Source organism: Pseudomonas orientalis, from assembly GCF_022807995.1.
In the GTDB taxonomy this organism is placed as follows: domain Bacteria; phylum Pseudomonadota; class Gammaproteobacteria; order Pseudomonadales; family Pseudomonadaceae; genus Aquipseudomonas; species Aquipseudomonas orientalis_B.
On sequence record NZ_CP094352.1, the window covers coordinates 22909 to 38519 of the forward strand.

A 15611-nucleotide genomic window follows, 5' to 3' on the forward strand; every position below is an offset into this window, starting at 1 on the left:
CAATTCCGGTTCATGACGGTCGATTGCAGGTCGGATCAGATGAATGCAGGTTCATTCGCAAATAATCTCGGTCTGCTGGCTCGGATAGACGCAATTAATCCCGGTCGAAAAATGCGATGATTGCAGGTCGAGACCATTTCGATTGCAGGCCGCTACACTTACCCGGCTCTAACGCTTTGTAGTTTTCGAAGAAGTGCTGAATCTGTGCGAGGAGTAACGCAGGGAGGTCAGAGCATTCCTTTACATTGCTGTACATAGAGCTGAGTTTTTCATGAGGCACTGCGATTACCTTGGCATCCGCACCAGCTTCGTCCGTCATGTACATCACACCTACTGGGCGACTGCGGATGACAACGCCAGGTGATACCGGGTAAGGGCAAATCACGAGGACGTCCAAAGGATCGCCGTCATCGCTCAAGGTATTTGGAATGAACCCGTAGTTAGCCGGGTAGAACATCGGCGTGCTGAGGAAGCGATCAACGAAGATCTGTCCACTTGGCTTGTCCACCTCGTACTTGATCGGCGAGTGGTTTGCAGGAATCTCGATAACGGTGAAGAAGTCATCGGGGATCGCGTTACCAGCTGGAATATCCGTGTAGCTCATGCTCATATCTCCAAGCGTCTAGGAAAGGCCAATGCCACTGACGTTTTTGCCAACAGCTATACGTGGTTCGTTTTTTTACGGTAACCAGTCCAACAGGTTTACCGGCGATAGGCCGTCAGCGCACGAATGCATCATGTCCTGCATAAAACGCACGGCTGCCAAGATCCTCTTCTATTCGCAGAAACTGATTGTATTTCTCGACCCGCTCCCCCCGGCATGGAGCTCCTGTCTTGAGATGGCCAGTCCCCATCGCGACAGTCAGATCAGCGATGGAGCTGTCCACCGTCTCCCCGCTACGATGAGAAACCATCGCCCCCCAATTTGCCCCATAGGCCATTTCGATGGCGGCTTTGGTCTCAGTCAGCGTTCCGATTTGATTAGGTTTGATCAATACGGCATTGGCGACGTTTTCTGTGATGCCTCGCTGAATCCGTTCGACATTGGTGACAAATAGGTCATCTCCAACCAACTCGATCCGGTCACCCAGAGCTGCATTCAATAGCTTCCAGCCTGACCAATCGTCTTCCGCGAGTCCATCTTCCAGTACCGCAATCGGATACTTGTCGACCCAGGAGGAATAGAGATTAATCAGCTCTTGAGCATCGACCTTACGACCCTCAGAGCGCAGATGGTAAAGGCCGTTTTCATAGAAGCCGCTGGATGCTGGATCGATAGCGATCTCGATCTGAGATCCAGGGGTGTAACCAGCCCTCTCGATTGCCTTGATGATCAGCTCAATGGCGTCTGAGTTTTTCTTGAGTGCCGGCGCAAAGCCGCCCTCATCTCCGACCGCTGTTGAATAGCCGGCGTCCTTAAGCACCGCTTTCAGCTCGTGGTACACCTCGGAGCCCCATCGCAAGGCTTCCTTGAAACTGCCAGCCCCTGTAGGTGCAATCATGAATTCCTGAAAGTCAGGGCCTTGCCAGTTGGCGTGAACACCGCCATTGAGAATATTGAACATCGGGACGGGCATTCTTGCTGCTTGCTCGCCGCCCAGATATTGGAACAAGGGCAAGTTCAGCGCAGAAGCCGCCGCTCTGGCAACGGCGAGGCTCACGCCCAAGATCGCGTTTCCTCCAAGCCTGGATTTATCAGAGGTTCCATCCAGCTTAATCATCAAATGATCAATTTGTTCCTGGTCAATCGCATTCATGCCCCTCAGAGACTCAAGTATTTCGGTATTCACATTGCTAACGGCCTTTAACACTCCCTTGCCGGAGTACCGCTGTGTATCTTTGTCACGCAACTCAACTGCTTCGTGAGCGCCTGTAGAGGCACCGGACGGTACTGAAGCCCGGCCCATGGCGCCGCACTCCAAGGTGACGTCGACTTCAACGGTAGGGTTACCGCGTGAATCGAGAATTTCACGTGCATGAATGGCCTGGATTTGCGTTTTCATTGATCTTCTCCAAGTAACGATTCGGGAGCGTCATTAACCATTTGAATCCGTTGAGAGGCCTCTATGTCGGACGTCAGCTCTCCATGAGTATCCTGAACAGCTGCACTGCCGACACCGCAATTGCGGGAACCAAGAAGCCTCCAATAATTAGTTCAGGAATCTCTCCCACCAAGGGCATGAACTGCCCTCTTTTTGCCATCTGGAAAAGCTCCATCATTTGGTTTGAAGCAACCATTACAGAGCAGCAATACGCCGTCTGGGCTTGTAGCCTGACGCGCCTTTGATTTAGCAGATGAAAGGTCAGCAAGGACACTCCAACGCTTACGATGAAAAGCGCGGCGAACTCATAGACGGATCCTGTGAAAAACCTGCCCATCACAAGCCCGAATACGATGCTCAGCGTCACTGCGCTCATGTGGTCTCCCAATTCTCTAAAATGATTTTGATGAGCCGACGTCGGTGAGCTCCATTTCGCGATCTCATCTTTGGATTGCCAACCGCCATCGCGCTCAATGTTGCTGTGCTCTCAGCTCGTAGCCCGGTACGCAGGTCTGGGCTACGTCGGCCTTGCAGGACTTTTCACTGGGCATACGCATCGTGACTAATGCGCCTTCGAGCGGGGTGACGACGTACCACCCCTCGCTCGAAATCTTTTGATTGTCTGCGATGCCCGCCAGAAAAAGCGACCAAAAAACCAGTCCTACGAGGAGCTGCCTGTTGTCATGAGCCCAGTTAGCGGGGGCTGGCTGTGGACGTAGGTTATAAACTCGGTACATGGCGTTTATCCTTTTTATCGGTTGTCCAACAAGGTGCGTTTTTTAGTTTTTCGCCTGGCCCACTCGACCGTATTCGATGGGCAATTTGATATAGCTCAGTGAAAACGACTCCTTGGCCAATGCCTCCAGCAACCTGTCGCACCCAATTTCATCAGTGGATATAGTCACCGTGACGGGATGGTCGGCACCGCCGAGGAAATGCGCCGTATGCAAATGCCCCAAATGATCTAGCCCCTCTGTACCGCTCACCAACGTCGCACCCAACGCGCCCTCTCGCTTGGCGAACTCGACCAACCACTCTCCCAGTGGAAGGTGCTGGTAGTTGGTACTCTGTTCGGTGAAAAACGTCAGTTGAAAGCCGTTCATAGCTACATCCTCTAATGTCGCGAGTGACCGACGCTTCGGTCGGCCTTACCTCTTCATTTCCGAGCTGTTTTCAAACTGAATTACGACGCGTCAGTGAGCGGTAACTCACATAAGAGAAGAACTGCTCGCACCTTGCGTAACTCGTCAGCGTGGTCGCGCAGGTATGCGCGCAGCTTGTCCTCTGTATCTAGCAATTCCAGACACTGGGGATGACGCATATCGCCAAGCTCCGGGTGATGATGGGAGATGCGATGGCCTGGCAAATAACCTGCAGAAATCGTCTTGAGCATGACCTGCTCAATTCTTGCTTTTTGAGCAACTTTAAGGAGGTGCTGGGCTAGTGCAGGTGCGCTTAGGTGGTGCCAGAAGCTGGTCACGCGAGCCCGGCTAGCGCCAGGAAAATAGAGTTGCAAAGCTGTCAGGCGATCTTGGTGATGTTCAATCATTTCTCTTCCCCCGCAAGAGTCACTTTCCGCTCGCTGGCGGATTCACTTTGAGCATGAAATTGCTTGATATCAGAGAGCCGGATTTCCTCCGGAAGAGGACGGTGATGCTTGCTGTGGCCGACGCGCTGGGCGTGATAGATCCCGGTGTGTCCGGATACGAGGTAACTTGCGATACAGGCAATGGCTGCAAGCGGAGCAATTTCGGGCCCGAAGAGCTCCATGGCCATAACGATGGTTGCCAGTGGCGTATTAGCTGCACCGGCAAAGACGGCGACAAAGCCGATACCAGCCAGCATGCCGAAGGGAAGGTGCAAGAGGGGAGCCAGCGCATTCCCCAAGGTGGCACCGATGTAAAACAGCGGTGTGACTTCGCCGCCCTTGAATCCAGTCCCCAGGGAGACAACGGTGAACACCATCTTTCCAAGCCAGTCCCAAGGGGCCATTGGCATTTGAAAGGATTGGACGATGCTCGGAATGCCTAGCCCGATGTACTTATCAACGTCGATGTAATGGTTACTACCGAGCGCCCACACTGCGACTGCGATCAGCAGGCCGCCGGCGAAGGGTCTTAATGGTGAATAGGTGATAAGCCGCTTAACGAAGGCTCCGAGCTTGTGGGTCGCAGTCGCGAATAGCAGGCCGGTAAGGCCAAAGACAATCCCAGCTGCCACCACAGCCATGACGCTCCACAGCTGCACCGGAACCACTTCGCCAATGACGTAATGCGTGTGAACCACGCCCCAGGCTTGCCCCACCTGGTCAGCAACGATTGCCGCAACCACGCAAGGGAAAAGCGCGTCGTAACGCATACGTCCAATGGCCAATACTTCAAGTCCGAATAAAGCCCCGGCAAGAGGGGTGCCGAAGACGGACGCAAAGCCAGCACTGATACCGGCCATGAGAATCACCCGACGGTCTTCGCGGCGCAGACGGAAGACATGCGTCAGTTGATCGGCAAGGGCACCGCCCATTTGCACCGCCGTCCCCTCACGTCCCACAGATGCACCAAAAAGGTGGGAAACCACGGTTCCGATCAGCACCATCGGCACCATGCGCAAAGGCACGATCTTCTTAGGATCATGGATCTCATCGATGATCAGGTTGTTTCCGGCATCAACGGGTTTGCCTATCAAGTGATATGCAAGTCCCACAGCAAAGCCGGCCACTGGCAGGAGCCAGATTACCCAGGGATGGGTTTCTCGCCACTGGGTGGCATGATCCAAAGAAAGCAGGAATAACGCAGAAGCAGAGCCTGCCAAAAGAGCTACAAGACCAGCAAGCGCAAGCCATTTCGCTATATAGGGCAGTAAGTCGAGTTGTTCAGGTCGTCGAAATTTAGACATTTGGCCAGCCACAAAAAATAAGTGGGCCTGACCAAAGAAGGGATTCTAAGCGCGAACGCCTACAGACCTGGTTTGATCAGGTTTCTGTAGGCATCATCAGCTGCTACGGGCGCAGCGGTTTGTTAATGGAGGAATGCCATCTCCAATGCGCCGATCTTAGCTAGGTCTGTCCAAAATGTAAAATCGTGTTTCGGAGTACGAGGCAAGCGAAGGCGTCTTCGAGTCACCGCTTACGAAAGAGGGCCAAACTAGGTGACCTCTGTTCCGACGAAGCCCAGCTCAACTGGGGTTTTTATGTAAAACAACGAGATATCTTCAAGCTCCAATCGCTTGAATAACTGTTCAGATTCGTCCTCGGTAATGGCCATACGAATTTCGGTAGGCTGATCCGCTAGTTCAAAAAAATGCGAGGAATGCAGCCGGCCGGTATGCCCAAAGCCTTCGATACCTGTGGACAGAGTCGCACCCCGCAGTCCCATTTCTTTCGCCAAATCAACGACCCAGTCGCCGAGCATCTTTCCCTGATAGCGACGATTCTGTTGAGTAAAGAAGGTCACCAGAAAAGCTTTCATGTTCCTCTCCTCAGCGCGTGTTGATTATTTGATAGGACAGAAGCCCGGCAGCCGTCATTACCAGCGAGCCCACGACGTGTAGTGAAACTGAGCCTAGCGCCCAGGGCAGCCTACCCATCACGACCAATACAGCCGCCATAGCCGGTACAGGCATCCAGGCCCATGCGTTGTTCCAGCTTTCAACGATGCGTGATCTCTTTGCCCCGGCAGCTGTTGCTACCGCTAAGACCAAAGGCAAAGCGATCAGCATCACAAAGGCCTCAACAAATGGGCCTATAGAAATGACCACTGTTGAGTCGTTACCCAGCATGAAGGTCAGGTACACCGGCAGCAGTACAAGCTGCATCAAAAGAAGCAATGGGGTGGCCGCCAGAGTGAGTTTGGAGTCGCCTTTACCGATATGGGTAAAAACCACCACATAGTCGATACAAGGCGTCAGCAAGACCAACAGGGCACCCACCAAAATCGCCGGGTGATTGGTTATCCCCATCGTCAATGCCCAAACCAGCAAGGGGATGGCCACGAAGTTGGCTGTGAGCAGCGCCGCCATGAAACGCTTATTTGCGAGGCCATTACGGAGATCCAAGAACGGGATCTGTAGAAACATGGCGTACATCAGCACTGCGATGGTGGGTGTCACCGTCGACCCTAATGCTTCAGACGCATTGGGGGCGAGCAGGCCTCCGAGGGCCGCGACAATGACCGCGACGAAGTAAATGGGAATCTGGTTAGTCTCTAGCTGTTCTCTGTCCACAAAATGCCCTTCAAGCGCGTGAAATTATTTTCTGAAGACAGGTTAATATCTGTAGCTGCTACAGGTTCAAGAAAATGCTTGGGGAGTTTGCATGTCAGGAATCGGGGCGCTGTCGAAATCAACGGGTTGCCACATTGAAACGATTCGCTACTACGAGAAAATAGGCCTTTTACCTCCCGCCCTGCGGTCGACTGGGCGTCATCGAATCTATACTGAAAAGCATCGATCAAGACTCGTCTTCATCCGGCAGAATCGTGAATTGGGTTTCCCGCTCGAAGATATCCGAGAACTCATCGCGCTCGCAGCAGATGCTGATCGTCCGTGCGCTGACGCGCTTTCGGTGGTCAAGAAGCACCTAGCGGAAGTAGAGTCGAAGGTAGCAAAGCTTCAGCAAATCCGGGTAGAGCTGCTCTCAATGGCAGGTATGTGTGAGTCAACATGCTTAGGTTCGAACACTCCAGACTGCACGATTGTTGAGTCACTTTTTGAACCTGCTGCTGGGGTTCGCTCTGGTTGCTGCTCCTAGACGAGTCAAGAGCATAGGGGGAGCAAGCTGCCATCGAAACCGAATAGCGCGATAGCCTCGACAGGGTGTTTCGAGCGTCCGTCTACACCAAACGGGCTGGTACAAGATGTGTTCGGCAGACGCTTACGACCTGATCAATTCCTGGTGGAATGAAAGGCGTGACGCTGGCCCGGGAAGCCAAGCGCTTTTACCCCACTCCAAAGGTGTCGCTGAAAACTGGTTATTCCGAAAACTCGCTAGAGCCTACGGATGCGGGGGGATTTTGATGTTATCCAAATCTTACGTGCCCATCGATCTGGCTAAGAAGGTGAGGCAAGTGCTGGAGGGGCCCAACGGGGTCAGATGACTATTCGTTCTTGTTCAGTGCAGCCGTCAAAGCCCGCCAGCTTGCTCTAATGGTGCATTGATACACCATGCGAGACTGAGCTGACTACTAAGCGTGCGACCACTGCACCTGGACAATACCGTGCCGCTTGGCGAGTGGCTTGCTAACGATCTGGACCCTGTCTCGGCGATATTTCGGGATCTGCGCTACCCCCGAATCCACTGCAGCCCAGTGCCAGGCCTCAGCATTGCTCAGTATGCGTCCGGGCATCACGCCTTGCGTGATTAGACCGGCTGCCACTTATGCGGCAGCAACTGATCGATCTCACTCGCCCGCTGCGTCGGCAAACGCATGAGGATATCCTTCAAATAGGCATACGGATCATGGCCATTCAGCCGCGCAGACTGGATCAGACTCATGATCGCCGCCGCTCGTTTGCCGCTACGCAGCGATCCAGCGAAGAGCCAGTTTTTGCGTCCCAGCGCCCACGGCCGGATCTGGTTCTCTGCCCAGTTATTGTCAATAGGTACCGCCCCATCACTGAGGTAGCGCGACAGCGCTGCCCAGCGTTTCAGGCTGTAATCCAGTGCTCTGCAAATAGCCGAACCTTCAGGCACGAGGTCGCGCTGGGCGATCATCCAGGTATGCAGTCTATCCATCACCGGGACGGCTTTTTCTTGCCGTATTCGGCGCCGTAAATCCGGCTCCAGATCGCGGACTTCGCTCTCGATTTCGTACAGCAACTGGATGTAGCGCAGGGCCTGCTCGGCGAGCATGCTCTTGTTGGTGGCGTGCAATTCGAAGAACTTGCGCCGGGCATGGGCCATGCAGCCGATCTCGGTCACACCGAGTTCGAAACTGGCCTTGTAGCCGCCAAAGTCATCACACACCAGTTTGCCCTTCCAGTCTTGCAGGAAGTTGCGAGCATGTTCTCCGGCGCGGCTGGGGCTGAAGTCATAAACCACCGCTGCCACGTCCGAAAACTGGCTGGTGGCGTAGGCCCAAACATAGGAACGGTGCGTTTTCTTCGAGCCTGGCGCAAGCATCTGCACCGGTGTTTCATCAGCGTGGACGACCTGCTGCCCAAGCACCACATCGCGCAGCGCGTCAACCAAGGGCTGCAACTGCACGCCGGTAATGCCAACCCATTGAGCCAAAGTGGAACGTGGAATCGCCAGGCCCGCTCGACCGAAAATCGACTCTTGGCGGTAAAGCGGCAGGTGGTCGGCAAACTTGGCGATCATGACGTGGGCCAGCAGCCCGGCGGTCGGGATACCCTTGTCGATGACCTGTGCCGGAACGGGTGCCTGGATCAGCGTTTCGCACTCATCGCATACCCACTTGCCACGGACATGGCGTTCGACGGTGAACACGCCGGGCGTGTAGTCCAGCTTCTCGCTGACGTCCTCACCGATGCGCTTGAGGGCGCAGCCGCATGGGCAGTGGGTGTTGTCCGGTTCGTGATGGATCAGCGTGCGTGGAAACTCTGCCGGCAACGCGGTGCGCTTGGGCTTTTGCTTTTTCTCGGTCGCCGCTGGCGCGGTTTGCAAGGCTTGAAGCTCGGCCTCAATCGCCGCGATATCGGTATCGATCAGGTCATCGAGCAAGCTGGCCTGCTCAGGATTCATCTGCTCGCTGCGCTTGGCAAACTTCAAGCGCTTGAGCTGGGCGATTTCGTGGGTCAGCTTCTCGATCACCGTTTGATCGCGGTTGATCTTCTTGCCCATGGTCTCGACCGTCTTGCCCATCGTCTCGACTTGCTGGTCGAGTGTCTCGACACGCTGTATCAACTGCGCCGCCAAAGCGCGCAGTTGTTCAGGGGTCAGGTGATCGAGATTGGGGAGCGAAGTCATGGTGCCGATTTTGCCAGACCAGACTATTCGCGGCGATAGACCGATAGGCTAATGGCAGCCGCTAAAGCAGTGTGATCGCGCCGCCGGAGCCCGCGCGTTGCCATGGCAGGCCCAGCACCAACGCCTGAAGTTGCTCGGTATCCAGTTCCATTTCAGAGCCATGACGAATGCCAGGCCAGTGAAATTTGCCTTGATTCAAGCGGCGAGCAGCCAGCCAGATACCGAAGCCGTCATGCACCAACACTTTCATCCGTGTGGCTCGGCGATTGGCGAACAGATAAGCACAGTGCGGCTTCGCCGCACCGAACACCGCGATCACTCTGGCCAATGCGGTTTCGGTGCCCGCTCGCATGTCCATCGGTTCAGTGGCGAGCCAGATGGAGTCGATGCGGATCATTGAGCGAGCCCACGGATGAATCGGGCGCATCCTTCGGGATCGGAAGTTGGCCACTTTACCGTGAGCGTTTGTTGGCCAAGTGGTAACTCGATGATCGCCAACGCTTCGGTTTTTCGCTGTGGTTCGACTTTCAAAGGAATGAAAGCTGGCAGCGCGATTGTCTGTTGATCACGATAAAGCGGTAGCCAACGGCGCACGACATTAGCGTTGATACCGTGACTCATCGCAATAGCCGCCACGGAAACACCAGGCTGCTGGCACTCGTGGACGACCTGGGCTTTGAAGGATTTTGAATAGGACTTACGTTCACGCATGGCGATCCTGACATTAAGGGTAATTGCGTCCGCTTAAAATTACGCGGACACAATCACCCTTATTGGCCAAGGTCGGAAGGTGTGTTCGCCGGCCCCTTACATTGCTCATGATTTCCGCGCTGACGTAAAAGCTCTTGTCGGCACCATTGTGCACGTACTCGATTCGATAATGAGCGGAGTGTGGCATGGGCAATTCCTTTCCCGGAATGTGACGAAGTTCCCTTATTCGGAAAATCCCCAAGTTCCTAAGTTCCGTCTCTTTGAATCACCTCACCAGCTCCGGCAATGGCGGCATAGTGTTTAGTCCACACTGAGGCCTAAAGGCAAGTGGCGAATCCCCGATCTGTTATCAACCAATCTTCAGGCCATGAAGCTCAATTGCTGTGGAGTCACTCAGATTGCTGACCGGGTGGAGCGACTGGCTCATACCCATGGCAAGACGTGGCACACCTGGCACACCGATCAAGACAAAACACTTCCCCTAGGTGTTCCACAACTGATGATGGGGTTCACAGCTGACGGCCAGGCTGATCCCGCAATGCAGCAACAACGCAACCAACGCTTGGGAATCGTCAAGTCGGCAATCAAAGCTCAACGAGCCGATATTCAGATCCCCAAAGCAGATCCAGGTGCGGATGGATGGCAGCATGGGAAGACAATTCAGATCAACGATCCTACGGGACATCTTCACGGGCCCGCAACGTCACCCACCCCACAAAACACAAACAGCCGATCAACCCAATAGCCAATAGACTGTGCAATCCCTGCAGGCTCACGCTCAGGGAGGACGGTATATCGCCAAGGCACAGTCGACAGTCTAGGTCCGATATCCAAGGACATCGGACGAGTCCGCTGACGTACGTGAATACCTTAAACCTTGAAACGATTGACCAGCTGATTCAGACTAACCGCAAGCTTCGACATCTCGTTGCAAGCGCTTGCAGTCTGGCTTGCACCTGCAGAACTTTGGGAGGCCAGCTCGCGAATGCTAACCAGATTGCGATCGACTTCCCGGGCGACGTGCGCCTGTTCTTCCGAAGCGGTGGCGATGAGAATGTTACGCTCGTTGATGCCCGTAATAGCTGTCGCGATCTGGTCAAGCGAACTGCTGGCATCGCCTGCGACGCTTAGGGATTCTGCAGCCAGTTCTCTGCTGGTGGCCATCGCCTTCACGGCCTGGTCAGAATCGTTCTGAATGGCCTGAATCATCTGCTCAATTTCTTGCGTAGACACTTGCGTGCGGTGAGCGAGGGCTCGAACTTCGTCAGCAACGACTGCGAAGCCTCGGCCTTGTTCACCCGCCCTAGCGGCCTCGATCGCGGCATTGAGCGCAAGCAGATTGGTCTGCTCAGCAATGGCTCTGATCACCTCAACCACTTTGGAAATGTTCTGTGCACGATTGGACAAGCCAGTGATCTGCTCGCTGGTGTCGCGCACGTTGCTCGACAGCTTTTCGATGGACTTAAGCGTCTGCGATACACGCTCCAAACCAACCTCCGTATAGCCCTGACCTTTCCTGGACTCTTCGGAAGCTGATTCGGCATTGCGTGCTACCTCGTCCACTGCAGCGCTCATCTCGGTGACAGCAGTTGCAGCCTGATTTACTTCATCATTCTGCGACACCAGGCCAAGGCTGGATTGCTCAGTCACCGCGGTCATTTCTTCCGAGGCGGCAGCCAGTTGGGATGAGGAGTCAGCGATCTGCATGATCGTGCTTCGAAGGTTCTGCTGCATCGTGGCCAACGCGCTCAAAAGCCTGCCTGCCTCGTCGGTACCGCTTACCTCAACCTCCTTCGTCAGATCGCTTGAGGCAATGCGTTCGGCGACGCTAAGGGCGCTCCCGATGGGCGACGTAATCGTTTTGGTTAGAAGAGTTGCCAAACAAAGAGTCAGGAGCGCGACGAAGATAATCAGGCCGATGACGATGTAAAGACCTGAATCATAAACTTGCGTCGCTTGAACACCGGCAAGCGCAGCGCCTTTGTTATTGAATTGTGTTAATTCCTCGACCTGAGTTTCCATTTGGTTCGTGAGGGGACGTATATCGGTAGCGACGAGTTTGACAATCGAAGCGGTGTCGCCTGCCTTCAACAAAGGTTCCAGCAGATCCAGTTGGCTTGCGTAATCGTCGTAGGACTTTTTCACGGCCAAGAACAACTGTCGCTCCTGGTCACTCGCAATGAGGGTCTCATAGTTATAGACCGCATCCTTCATGGCTTTCCGGTAGGCAGGAAATTTGACGATGGTCTGCTGAACGGTTTGAGGATCGGCAACGGCCCGCTGGGTCTCCAACCGGACGCGAAGGACGGTGGAGTTCATCATCGCGGTTTGCCGAATACTGGGTAGCCAATTCAGTTCGACATCCTTTTCCGTATCGCGAAGCTTGCCCATCTGCAGTATGGCGATGACGCCCAAGACCACGACCAGCAAAATGATGGCCGAAAAAAACAAGGTGGCGCGTGGAGCGAGGTTTATATTTCTGAGCCGCATAGGACTTCCCACTGCAAGATGGCCAGAGGCCTGGTCTTGAAGCTATCGGCTAGAAATCGTGAAGGATTATGGCTGTTCGTCAGCTCGTTGACACCACGTCCCCCGGCGGCGCATGCGTACCATTGTCGGTTATGGCCGTTACTTACCAATGTAAGAAATACGTTATCACCAATTAAAGGATTTGCTTTCGGATGAGCGATTTCACTGCAGTCTTTGAAAAAACCTTTCATGTGCAGAAAACTTGGGCTCGCGCCGGCACCCTGACGCGTGTGTTCGCAGAGATGGCTGAGGCGGCTCACGGCGCTTATCTGAGCGAAATGAAGAACCGCATACCAGAGCCCCGCGGTGGTGGTCATTCCGTGGAAAGAGTTGCACAGGACGACCTGATGACCAAGCTTGGGATCAACAGCATTGTCTTCACGGCAATGGCGTTGGAGGCTGGGATATTTGAATTAGCCGCGATCAATCTGGGAGATGCGACGGCAACGGATGATCTGGATAAGCTCGATCTCAATGCCAAGTGGATTGTGATACCCCAGTTGATCTGCGGCCGAGGACTTGCCAAGACTGGCCCGGCACTAAACAACCTGACGACCTTGATAAAAGCGCGAAATCAGCTGGTACATTACAAGTCTAAGCCTTTCCCTGGGTATCAGCCGGATCCCGAGTCTCCCTCAGGCTGGACTGAGCAATCGATGATGCAAGTGGAAAAGCTGACCAAAGAAATAGCGGCCGATTCCACAAAGTTTGCATCCTACGTGCAAGCTTCGTTTCCCACCCTTGTGCTGGTTTCTTTAGAGCTCGAAGCGCTAATCGGGAACACGGGGCCTTTACCTAGGTTTAACAAAAATAACATGGGTTCGGACACCTCACGGTCTCCCCTGCTCAGCAACCTCATCGGTGATTGTCGAGCCAAGCATCGTAATTATCATGGGACGCCATAACATGCTGCCAACCACGAGGAGTTGGAGCCGCCTGACCGCCGCTGAATTTCAACACCTGGCTGCGGTGCCGGCAGCGGTCGAGTGGTTTGCCAATATTGACAATCCCCGCACGCGCCGCGCCTATCAAAACGATCTGGAAGACTTCTGCAGCTTTGTCGGTCTCACCGGTGCCGAGGAGTTCCGTGCGGTCACCCGCGCGCACGTGCTGGCCTGGCGTGCGCAGCTGGAAGGCCGAGGCCTAGCTGGGGCCACCATCCGCCGCAAACTGGCGGCGCTGGCCAGCCTGTTCGATTACCTCCTGGAGAACAACGCGGTCACTGGAGGCAATCCTGTGCATGGCGTGAAACGGCCACGGGTTGAAAGCAACGAGGGCAAGACACCGGCCCTCGGTGATCACCAGGCCAAGCAGCTGCTCGATGCTCCGGACACTGAAACGCTCAAAGGACTGCGTGACCGGGCAATTCTCGCGATACTGCTCTATCACGGCCTACGGCGCGAGGAAGCGGCCCAGTTGATGGTGGCCGACATCCAGGAGCGTCGCGGCATTAAGCACCTGCAAATTCATGGAAAAGGCGGCAAGCTGCGCTTCCTGCCGCTGCACCCGGTCGCCGCCGAACGCATCCATAGCTACCTGGAAATGTCAGGTCATCACTTGGTCGACGCCAAGGCGCCTTTATTCGTGCCATTGCGAGGTCGAAAAACTGACGTCGGAATTACCGCTAATGGCATTTACGCGCTGGTTGGACATTACACCAAAGCCGTCGGCATCAAGGTCGCCGGGCTCGGCGTGCATGGCCTGCGTGCTACGGCGGCGACCAATGCCTTGGAGCATGAGGCGGATATAGCAAAGGTTCAGGTATGGCTTGGACATGCCAATATCAGCACGACCCGCATCTATGATCGCCGGCAGCTGCGACCGGAGGACTCACCAACCTTCAAAGTCCGCTACTGAGATCACCCCAACAAAGACCTCTCTGAAAATTTCAGGGGGGTTAAGCGAATCTCAGGCCCCTCTTCCCACACCCTACACCCTTCAGCACGGCGAGCACATACAGCACGCCGAGTACATTCAGCACACCGAGCACCGAACAATCACTCTAAGCCCATGAAATTAATCATATTTTTTAGGTTATTTTGCGTGATATCGCGCATTACAACTAACTGAACTAGGTTATTTCATGCAATTGAGCTTATTGTATCGTCGATTCACGTGCATAGTAATGCGCGATATACGCGTGTAATGACGGTTTGCCATCGTCGATGAATGCCGGGAAACTGGACCCAACAGAAAACGGAAAGGGCTACACCATGGCCAACGCCAAACAGTCAGCAAAACGCCGCTTAACGATGGCGGAACGTGCGCAGCAACTGATGCTGGTCCACTTCCCCGACATTCCCGAAGCGTTGAAATGGACACGAAAAACCCACGACGGCTTCAGCACGATTCCTCGGACACTGCCCATTGCCATGCAGATTATTGACGCTGATTCGAAGGGACAACCTGCAGGGCACGTGCTGTTTTGTCTCTGGGCGCGTATGCCCGATCATCCCGTCATAACTATCGAGAACCCCAGCACGTTTGCGGCTGAAGCGGGGTTTCTCGGGGAACGTGCCGTGGACACCTGGCGTCGCCGGATGAAGAAGCTCCGGGAGCTGAACTTCATCATGACCAAGCCAGGTGCATCCGGCGAATTTCATTATGTGATGCTCACCAATCCTAACGCTGCGGTCGAGTGGATGCGCAACCACGGCAAGGTACAGGATGGCCTGTATAGCCGCTTCATTGAGCGACTCCCGGAGATCGGTGCCTATGGCGATATAGAGGCACTCCACGCTTACTGGAAGATGCTCAAAGATGCGGAAGATGCAGCAGCAACTGAAGCCGCCAAACAAGCATCGACGATAGCTTCCGCGCCACCTCCGCCGCCAGTTTCACCCACCAAACCCAAGCGTATCAGGAGGACGAAGGCTAATGCATAGGAGAGTAAGGGGCATCGAGTGCCAACCCACCCACCTCGATGCCCTCAAAAATAAAGCCCTGAACCAGCTGAGGGTCGAGTCTTGACTGGTTAGGGCTGTGGTGGTGCAACGTTTAGCTGATAACCGACACGACCTGCAGGAGGCCAAAAATGCAGTTACTGAAGAGAAGAGTCACGGGCATCGAGTGCCAGTCCACCCACCTCGATGCCCTCAAAAATAAAGCCCTGAACCAGCTGAGGGTCGAGTCTTGACTGGTTAGGGCTGTGGTGGTGCAACGTTTAGCTGATAACCGACACGACCTGCAGGAGGCCGAAAATGCAGTTACTGAAGAGAAGAGTCACGGGCATCGAGTGCCAGTCCACCCACCTCGATGCCCTCAAAAATAAAGCCCTAGACCAGCTGAGGGTCGAGTCTTGACTGGTTAGGGCTGTGGTGGTGCATGTGAGACCTGCAGGCCTCGGCCAGCAGTCTAGCAGCGAGCCAGGTTGCTTTGAAAGAACCTGGCTTTTTAGTCCTTAACGG

General features: G+C 54.6%; 16 protein-coding genes, 4 pseudogenes and 1 riboswitch. Of the genes and pseudogenes, 5 read left to right on the plus strand and 15 right to left on the minus strand.

Annotated features, from left to right (window positions below):
* Positions 1 to 157: 157 nt before the first annotated feature.
* The 9 genes and pseudogenes from ppa to MRY17_RS26330 form a co-directional block, all read right to left on the minus strand.
* Positions 158 to 604: pseudogene (ppa, locus tag MRY17_RS26290) on the minus strand (inorganic diphosphatase); the annotation flags it as partial.
* Between the two features lie 115 nt (positions 605 to 719).
* On the minus strand, positions 720 to 2003 hold the full coding sequence (gene eno, locus MRY17_RS26295) for a phosphopyruvate hydratase (protein WP_003317534.1): 1284 nt from the start codon (positions 2001 to 2003) through the stop codon (positions 720 to 722).
* 73 nt (positions 2004 to 2076) lie between these two features.
* Positions 2077 to 2418 carry a hypothetical protein gene (locus MRY17_RS26300; protein WP_003317535.1) on the minus strand — a complete coding sequence of 114 codons (342 nt, stop codon included), beginning with the start codon at positions 2416 to 2418 and terminating at the stop codon, positions 2077 to 2079.
* Positions 2419 to 2512: 94 nt separating this feature from the next.
* Positions 2513 to 2779, minus strand: a complete 267-nt coding sequence (locus MRY17_RS26305; RefSeq protein WP_003317536.1) for a hypothetical protein — start codon at positions 2777 to 2779, stop codon at positions 2513 to 2515.
* Positions 2780 to 2821: 42 nt separating this feature from the next.
* Complete coding sequence (locus MRY17_RS26310; RefSeq protein WP_003425060.1) at positions 2822 to 3145, minus strand: DUF190 domain-containing protein; 324 nt, start codon at positions 3143 to 3145, stop codon at positions 2822 to 2824.
* A gap of 80 nt (positions 3146 to 3225) precedes the next feature.
* Positions 3226 to 3591, minus strand: coding sequence for a hypothetical protein (locus MRY17_RS26315; protein WP_003317538.1), 366 nt, complete (start codon positions 3589 to 3591; stop codon positions 3226 to 3228).
* On the minus strand, positions 3588 to 4934 hold the full coding sequence (locus MRY17_RS26320; protein ID WP_011267047.1) for a voltage-gated chloride channel family protein: 1347 nt from the start codon (positions 4932 to 4934) through the stop codon (positions 3588 to 3590). Before MRY17_RS26320 ends, MRY17_RS26315 begins: the two co-directional genes overlap by 4 nt.
* Before the next feature lie 80 nt (positions 4935 to 5014).
* Positions 5015 to 5087: riboswitch (Fluoride riboswitch) on the minus strand.
* A gap of 95 nt (positions 5088 to 5182) precedes the next feature.
* A complete protein-coding gene (locus MRY17_RS26325; protein ID WP_003425054.1) occupies positions 5183 to 5506 on the minus strand; it encodes a DUF190 domain-containing protein in 324 nt (107 codons plus the stop codon).
* 115 nt (positions 5507 to 5621) lie between these two features.
* Positions 5622 to 6260, minus strand: a pseudogene (locus MRY17_RS26330) (arsenic resistance protein); the annotation flags it as partial.
* A 91-nt stretch (positions 6261 to 6351) separates the two neighbouring features.
* Between MRY17_RS26330 and MRY17_RS26735 the strand changes: the two are divergent.
* The gene (locus tag MRY17_RS26735; RefSeq protein ID WP_003425026.1) at positions 6352 to 6786 is read left to right on the plus strand and encodes a MerR family transcriptional regulator; all 435 of its coding nucleotides are present in this window, start codon (positions 6352 to 6354) and stop codon (positions 6784 to 6786) included.
* Positions 6787 to 7219: 433 nt separating this feature from the next.
* On the opposite strand, the gene MRY17_RS26510 is transcribed toward MRY17_RS26735, so the two are convergent.
* The 4 genes from MRY17_RS26510 to tnpA all read right to left on the minus strand — a co-directional run bounded on the left by MRY17_RS26510 (position 7220) and on the right by tnpA (position 9675).
* Positions 7220 to 7381 (minus strand): DUF6555 family protein, encoded by a 162-nt coding sequence (locus MRY17_RS26510; protein WP_347710232.1) that lies wholly within the window; start codon positions 7379 to 7381, stop codon positions 7220 to 7222.
* Between the two features lie 14 nt (positions 7382 to 7395).
* Positions 7396 to 8964: an IS66 family transposase gene (tnpC, locus tag MRY17_RS26340; RefSeq protein ID WP_243352524.1), complete on the minus strand. Its 1569-nt coding sequence runs from the start codon at positions 8962 to 8964 to the stop codon at positions 7396 to 7398.
* Positions 8965 to 9025: 61 nt separating this feature from the next.
* Complete coding sequence (gene tnpB / locus MRY17_RS26345; protein ID WP_243352525.1) at positions 9026 to 9361, minus strand: IS66 family insertion sequence element accessory protein TnpB; 336 nt, start codon at positions 9359 to 9361, stop codon at positions 9026 to 9028.
* Positions 9358 to 9675: an IS66-like element accessory protein TnpA gene (gene tnpA, locus MRY17_RS26350; protein ID WP_213627872.1), complete on the minus strand. Its 318-nt coding sequence runs from the start codon at positions 9673 to 9675 to the stop codon at positions 9358 to 9360. The genes tnpB and tnpA overlap by 4 nt, the downstream gene beginning before the upstream one ends.
* 409 nt (positions 9676 to 10084) lie before the next feature.
* Here tnpA and MRY17_RS26515 point away from each other — a divergent pair.
* A pseudogene (locus MRY17_RS26515) lies at positions 10085 to 10420 on the plus strand (DUF1264 domain-containing protein); the annotation flags it as partial.
* A gap of 125 nt (positions 10421 to 10545) precedes the next feature.
* Here the strand turns inward: MRY17_RS26515 and MRY17_RS26740 are convergent.
* Both MRY17_RS26740 and MRY17_RS26745 read right to left on the minus strand, forming a co-directional pair.
* Positions 10546 to 11409, minus strand: a complete 864-nt coding sequence (locus MRY17_RS26740) for a methyl-accepting chemotaxis protein (RefSeq protein ID WP_407316741.1) — start codon at positions 11407 to 11409, stop codon at positions 10546 to 10548.
* A pseudogene (locus MRY17_RS26745) lies at positions 11404 to 12165 on the minus strand (MCP four helix bundle domain-containing protein); the annotation flags it as partial. The pseudogene MRY17_RS26745 and the gene MRY17_RS26740, both read right to left, overlap by 6 nt.
* 191 nt (positions 12166 to 12356) lie before the next feature.
* On the opposite strand from MRY17_RS26745, the gene MRY17_RS26370 reads away from it, so the two are divergent.
* The 3 genes from MRY17_RS26370 (at position 12357) to MRY17_RS26380 (ending at position 15089) form a co-directional block, all read left to right on the plus strand.
* Positions 12357 to 13109, plus strand: coding sequence for a hypothetical protein (locus tag MRY17_RS26370; protein WP_074929290.1), 753 nt, complete (start codon positions 12357 to 12359; stop codon positions 13107 to 13109).
* 1 nt (position 13110) lies between these two features.
* Positions 13111 to 14061: a tyrosine-type recombinase/integrase gene (locus tag MRY17_RS26375; protein ID WP_074929288.1), complete on the plus strand. Its 951-nt coding sequence runs from the start codon at positions 13111 to 13113 to the stop codon at positions 14059 to 14061.
* Positions 14062 to 14417: 356 nt separating this feature from the next.
* Entirely contained in the window at positions 14418 to 15089 is a 672-nt protein-coding gene (locus MRY17_RS26380; RefSeq protein ID WP_217649230.1) for a hypothetical protein, read from the plus strand.
* Positions 15090 to 15611: the final 522 nt, after the last annotated feature.

Coding starts and splice junctions, on each gene's coding strand:
- eno (WP_003317534.1), bottom strand. CDS start 2,003: ATGAAAACGCAAATCCAGGCCATTCATGCACGTGAAATTCTCGATTCA.
- MRY17_RS26300 (WP_003317535.1), bottom strand. CDS start 2,418: ATGAGCGCAGTGACGCTGAGCATCGTATTCGGGCTTGTGATGGGCAGG.
- MRY17_RS26305 (WP_003317536.1), bottom strand. CDS start 2,779: ATGTACCGAGTTTATAACCTACGTCCACAGCCAGCCCCCGCTAACTGG.
- MRY17_RS26310 (WP_003425060.1), bottom strand. CDS start 3,145: ATGAACGGCTTTCAACTGACGTTTTTCACCGAACAGAGTACCAACTAC.
- MRY17_RS26315 (WP_003317538.1), bottom strand. CDS start 3,591: ATGATTGAACATCACCAAGATCGCCTGACAGCTTTGCAACTCTATTTT.
- MRY17_RS26320 (WP_011267047.1), bottom strand. CDS start 4,934: ATGTCTAAATTTCGACGACCTGAACAACTCGACTTACTGCCCTATATA.
- MRY17_RS26325 (WP_003425054.1), bottom strand. CDS start 5,506: ATGAAAGCTTTTCTGGTGACCTTCTTTACTCAACAGAATCGTCGCTAT.
- MRY17_RS26735 (WP_003425026.1), top strand. CDS start 6,352: ATGTCAGGAATCGGGGCGCTGTCGAAATCAACGGGTTGCCACATTGAA.
- MRY17_RS26510 (WP_347710232.1), bottom strand. CDS start 7,381: ATGCCCGGACGCATACTGAGCAATGCTGAGGCCTGGCACTGGGCTGCA.
- tnpC (WP_243352524.1), bottom strand. CDS start 8,964: ATGACTTCGCTCCCCAATCTCGATCACCTGACCCCTGAACAACTGCGC.
- tnpB (WP_243352525.1), bottom strand. CDS start 9,361: ATGATCCGCATCGACTCCATCTGGCTCGCCACTGAACCGATGGACATG.
- tnpA (WP_213627872.1), bottom strand. CDS start 9,675: ATGCGTGAACGTAAGTCCTATTCAAAATCCTTCAAAGCCCAGGTCGTC.
- MRY17_RS26740 (WP_407316741.1), bottom strand. CDS start 11,409: ATGCAGCAGAACCTTCGAAGCACGATCATGCAGATCGCTGACTCCTCA.
- MRY17_RS26370 (WP_074929290.1), top strand. CDS start 12,357: ATGAGCGATTTCACTGCAGTCTTTGAAAAAACCTTTCATGTGCAGAAA.
- MRY17_RS26375 (WP_074929288.1), top strand. CDS start 13,111: ATGCTGCCAACCACGAGGAGTTGGAGCCGCCTGACCGCCGCTGAATTT.
- MRY17_RS26380 (WP_217649230.1), top strand. CDS start 14,418: ATGGCCAACGCCAAACAGTCAGCAAAACGCCGCTTAACGATGGCGGAA.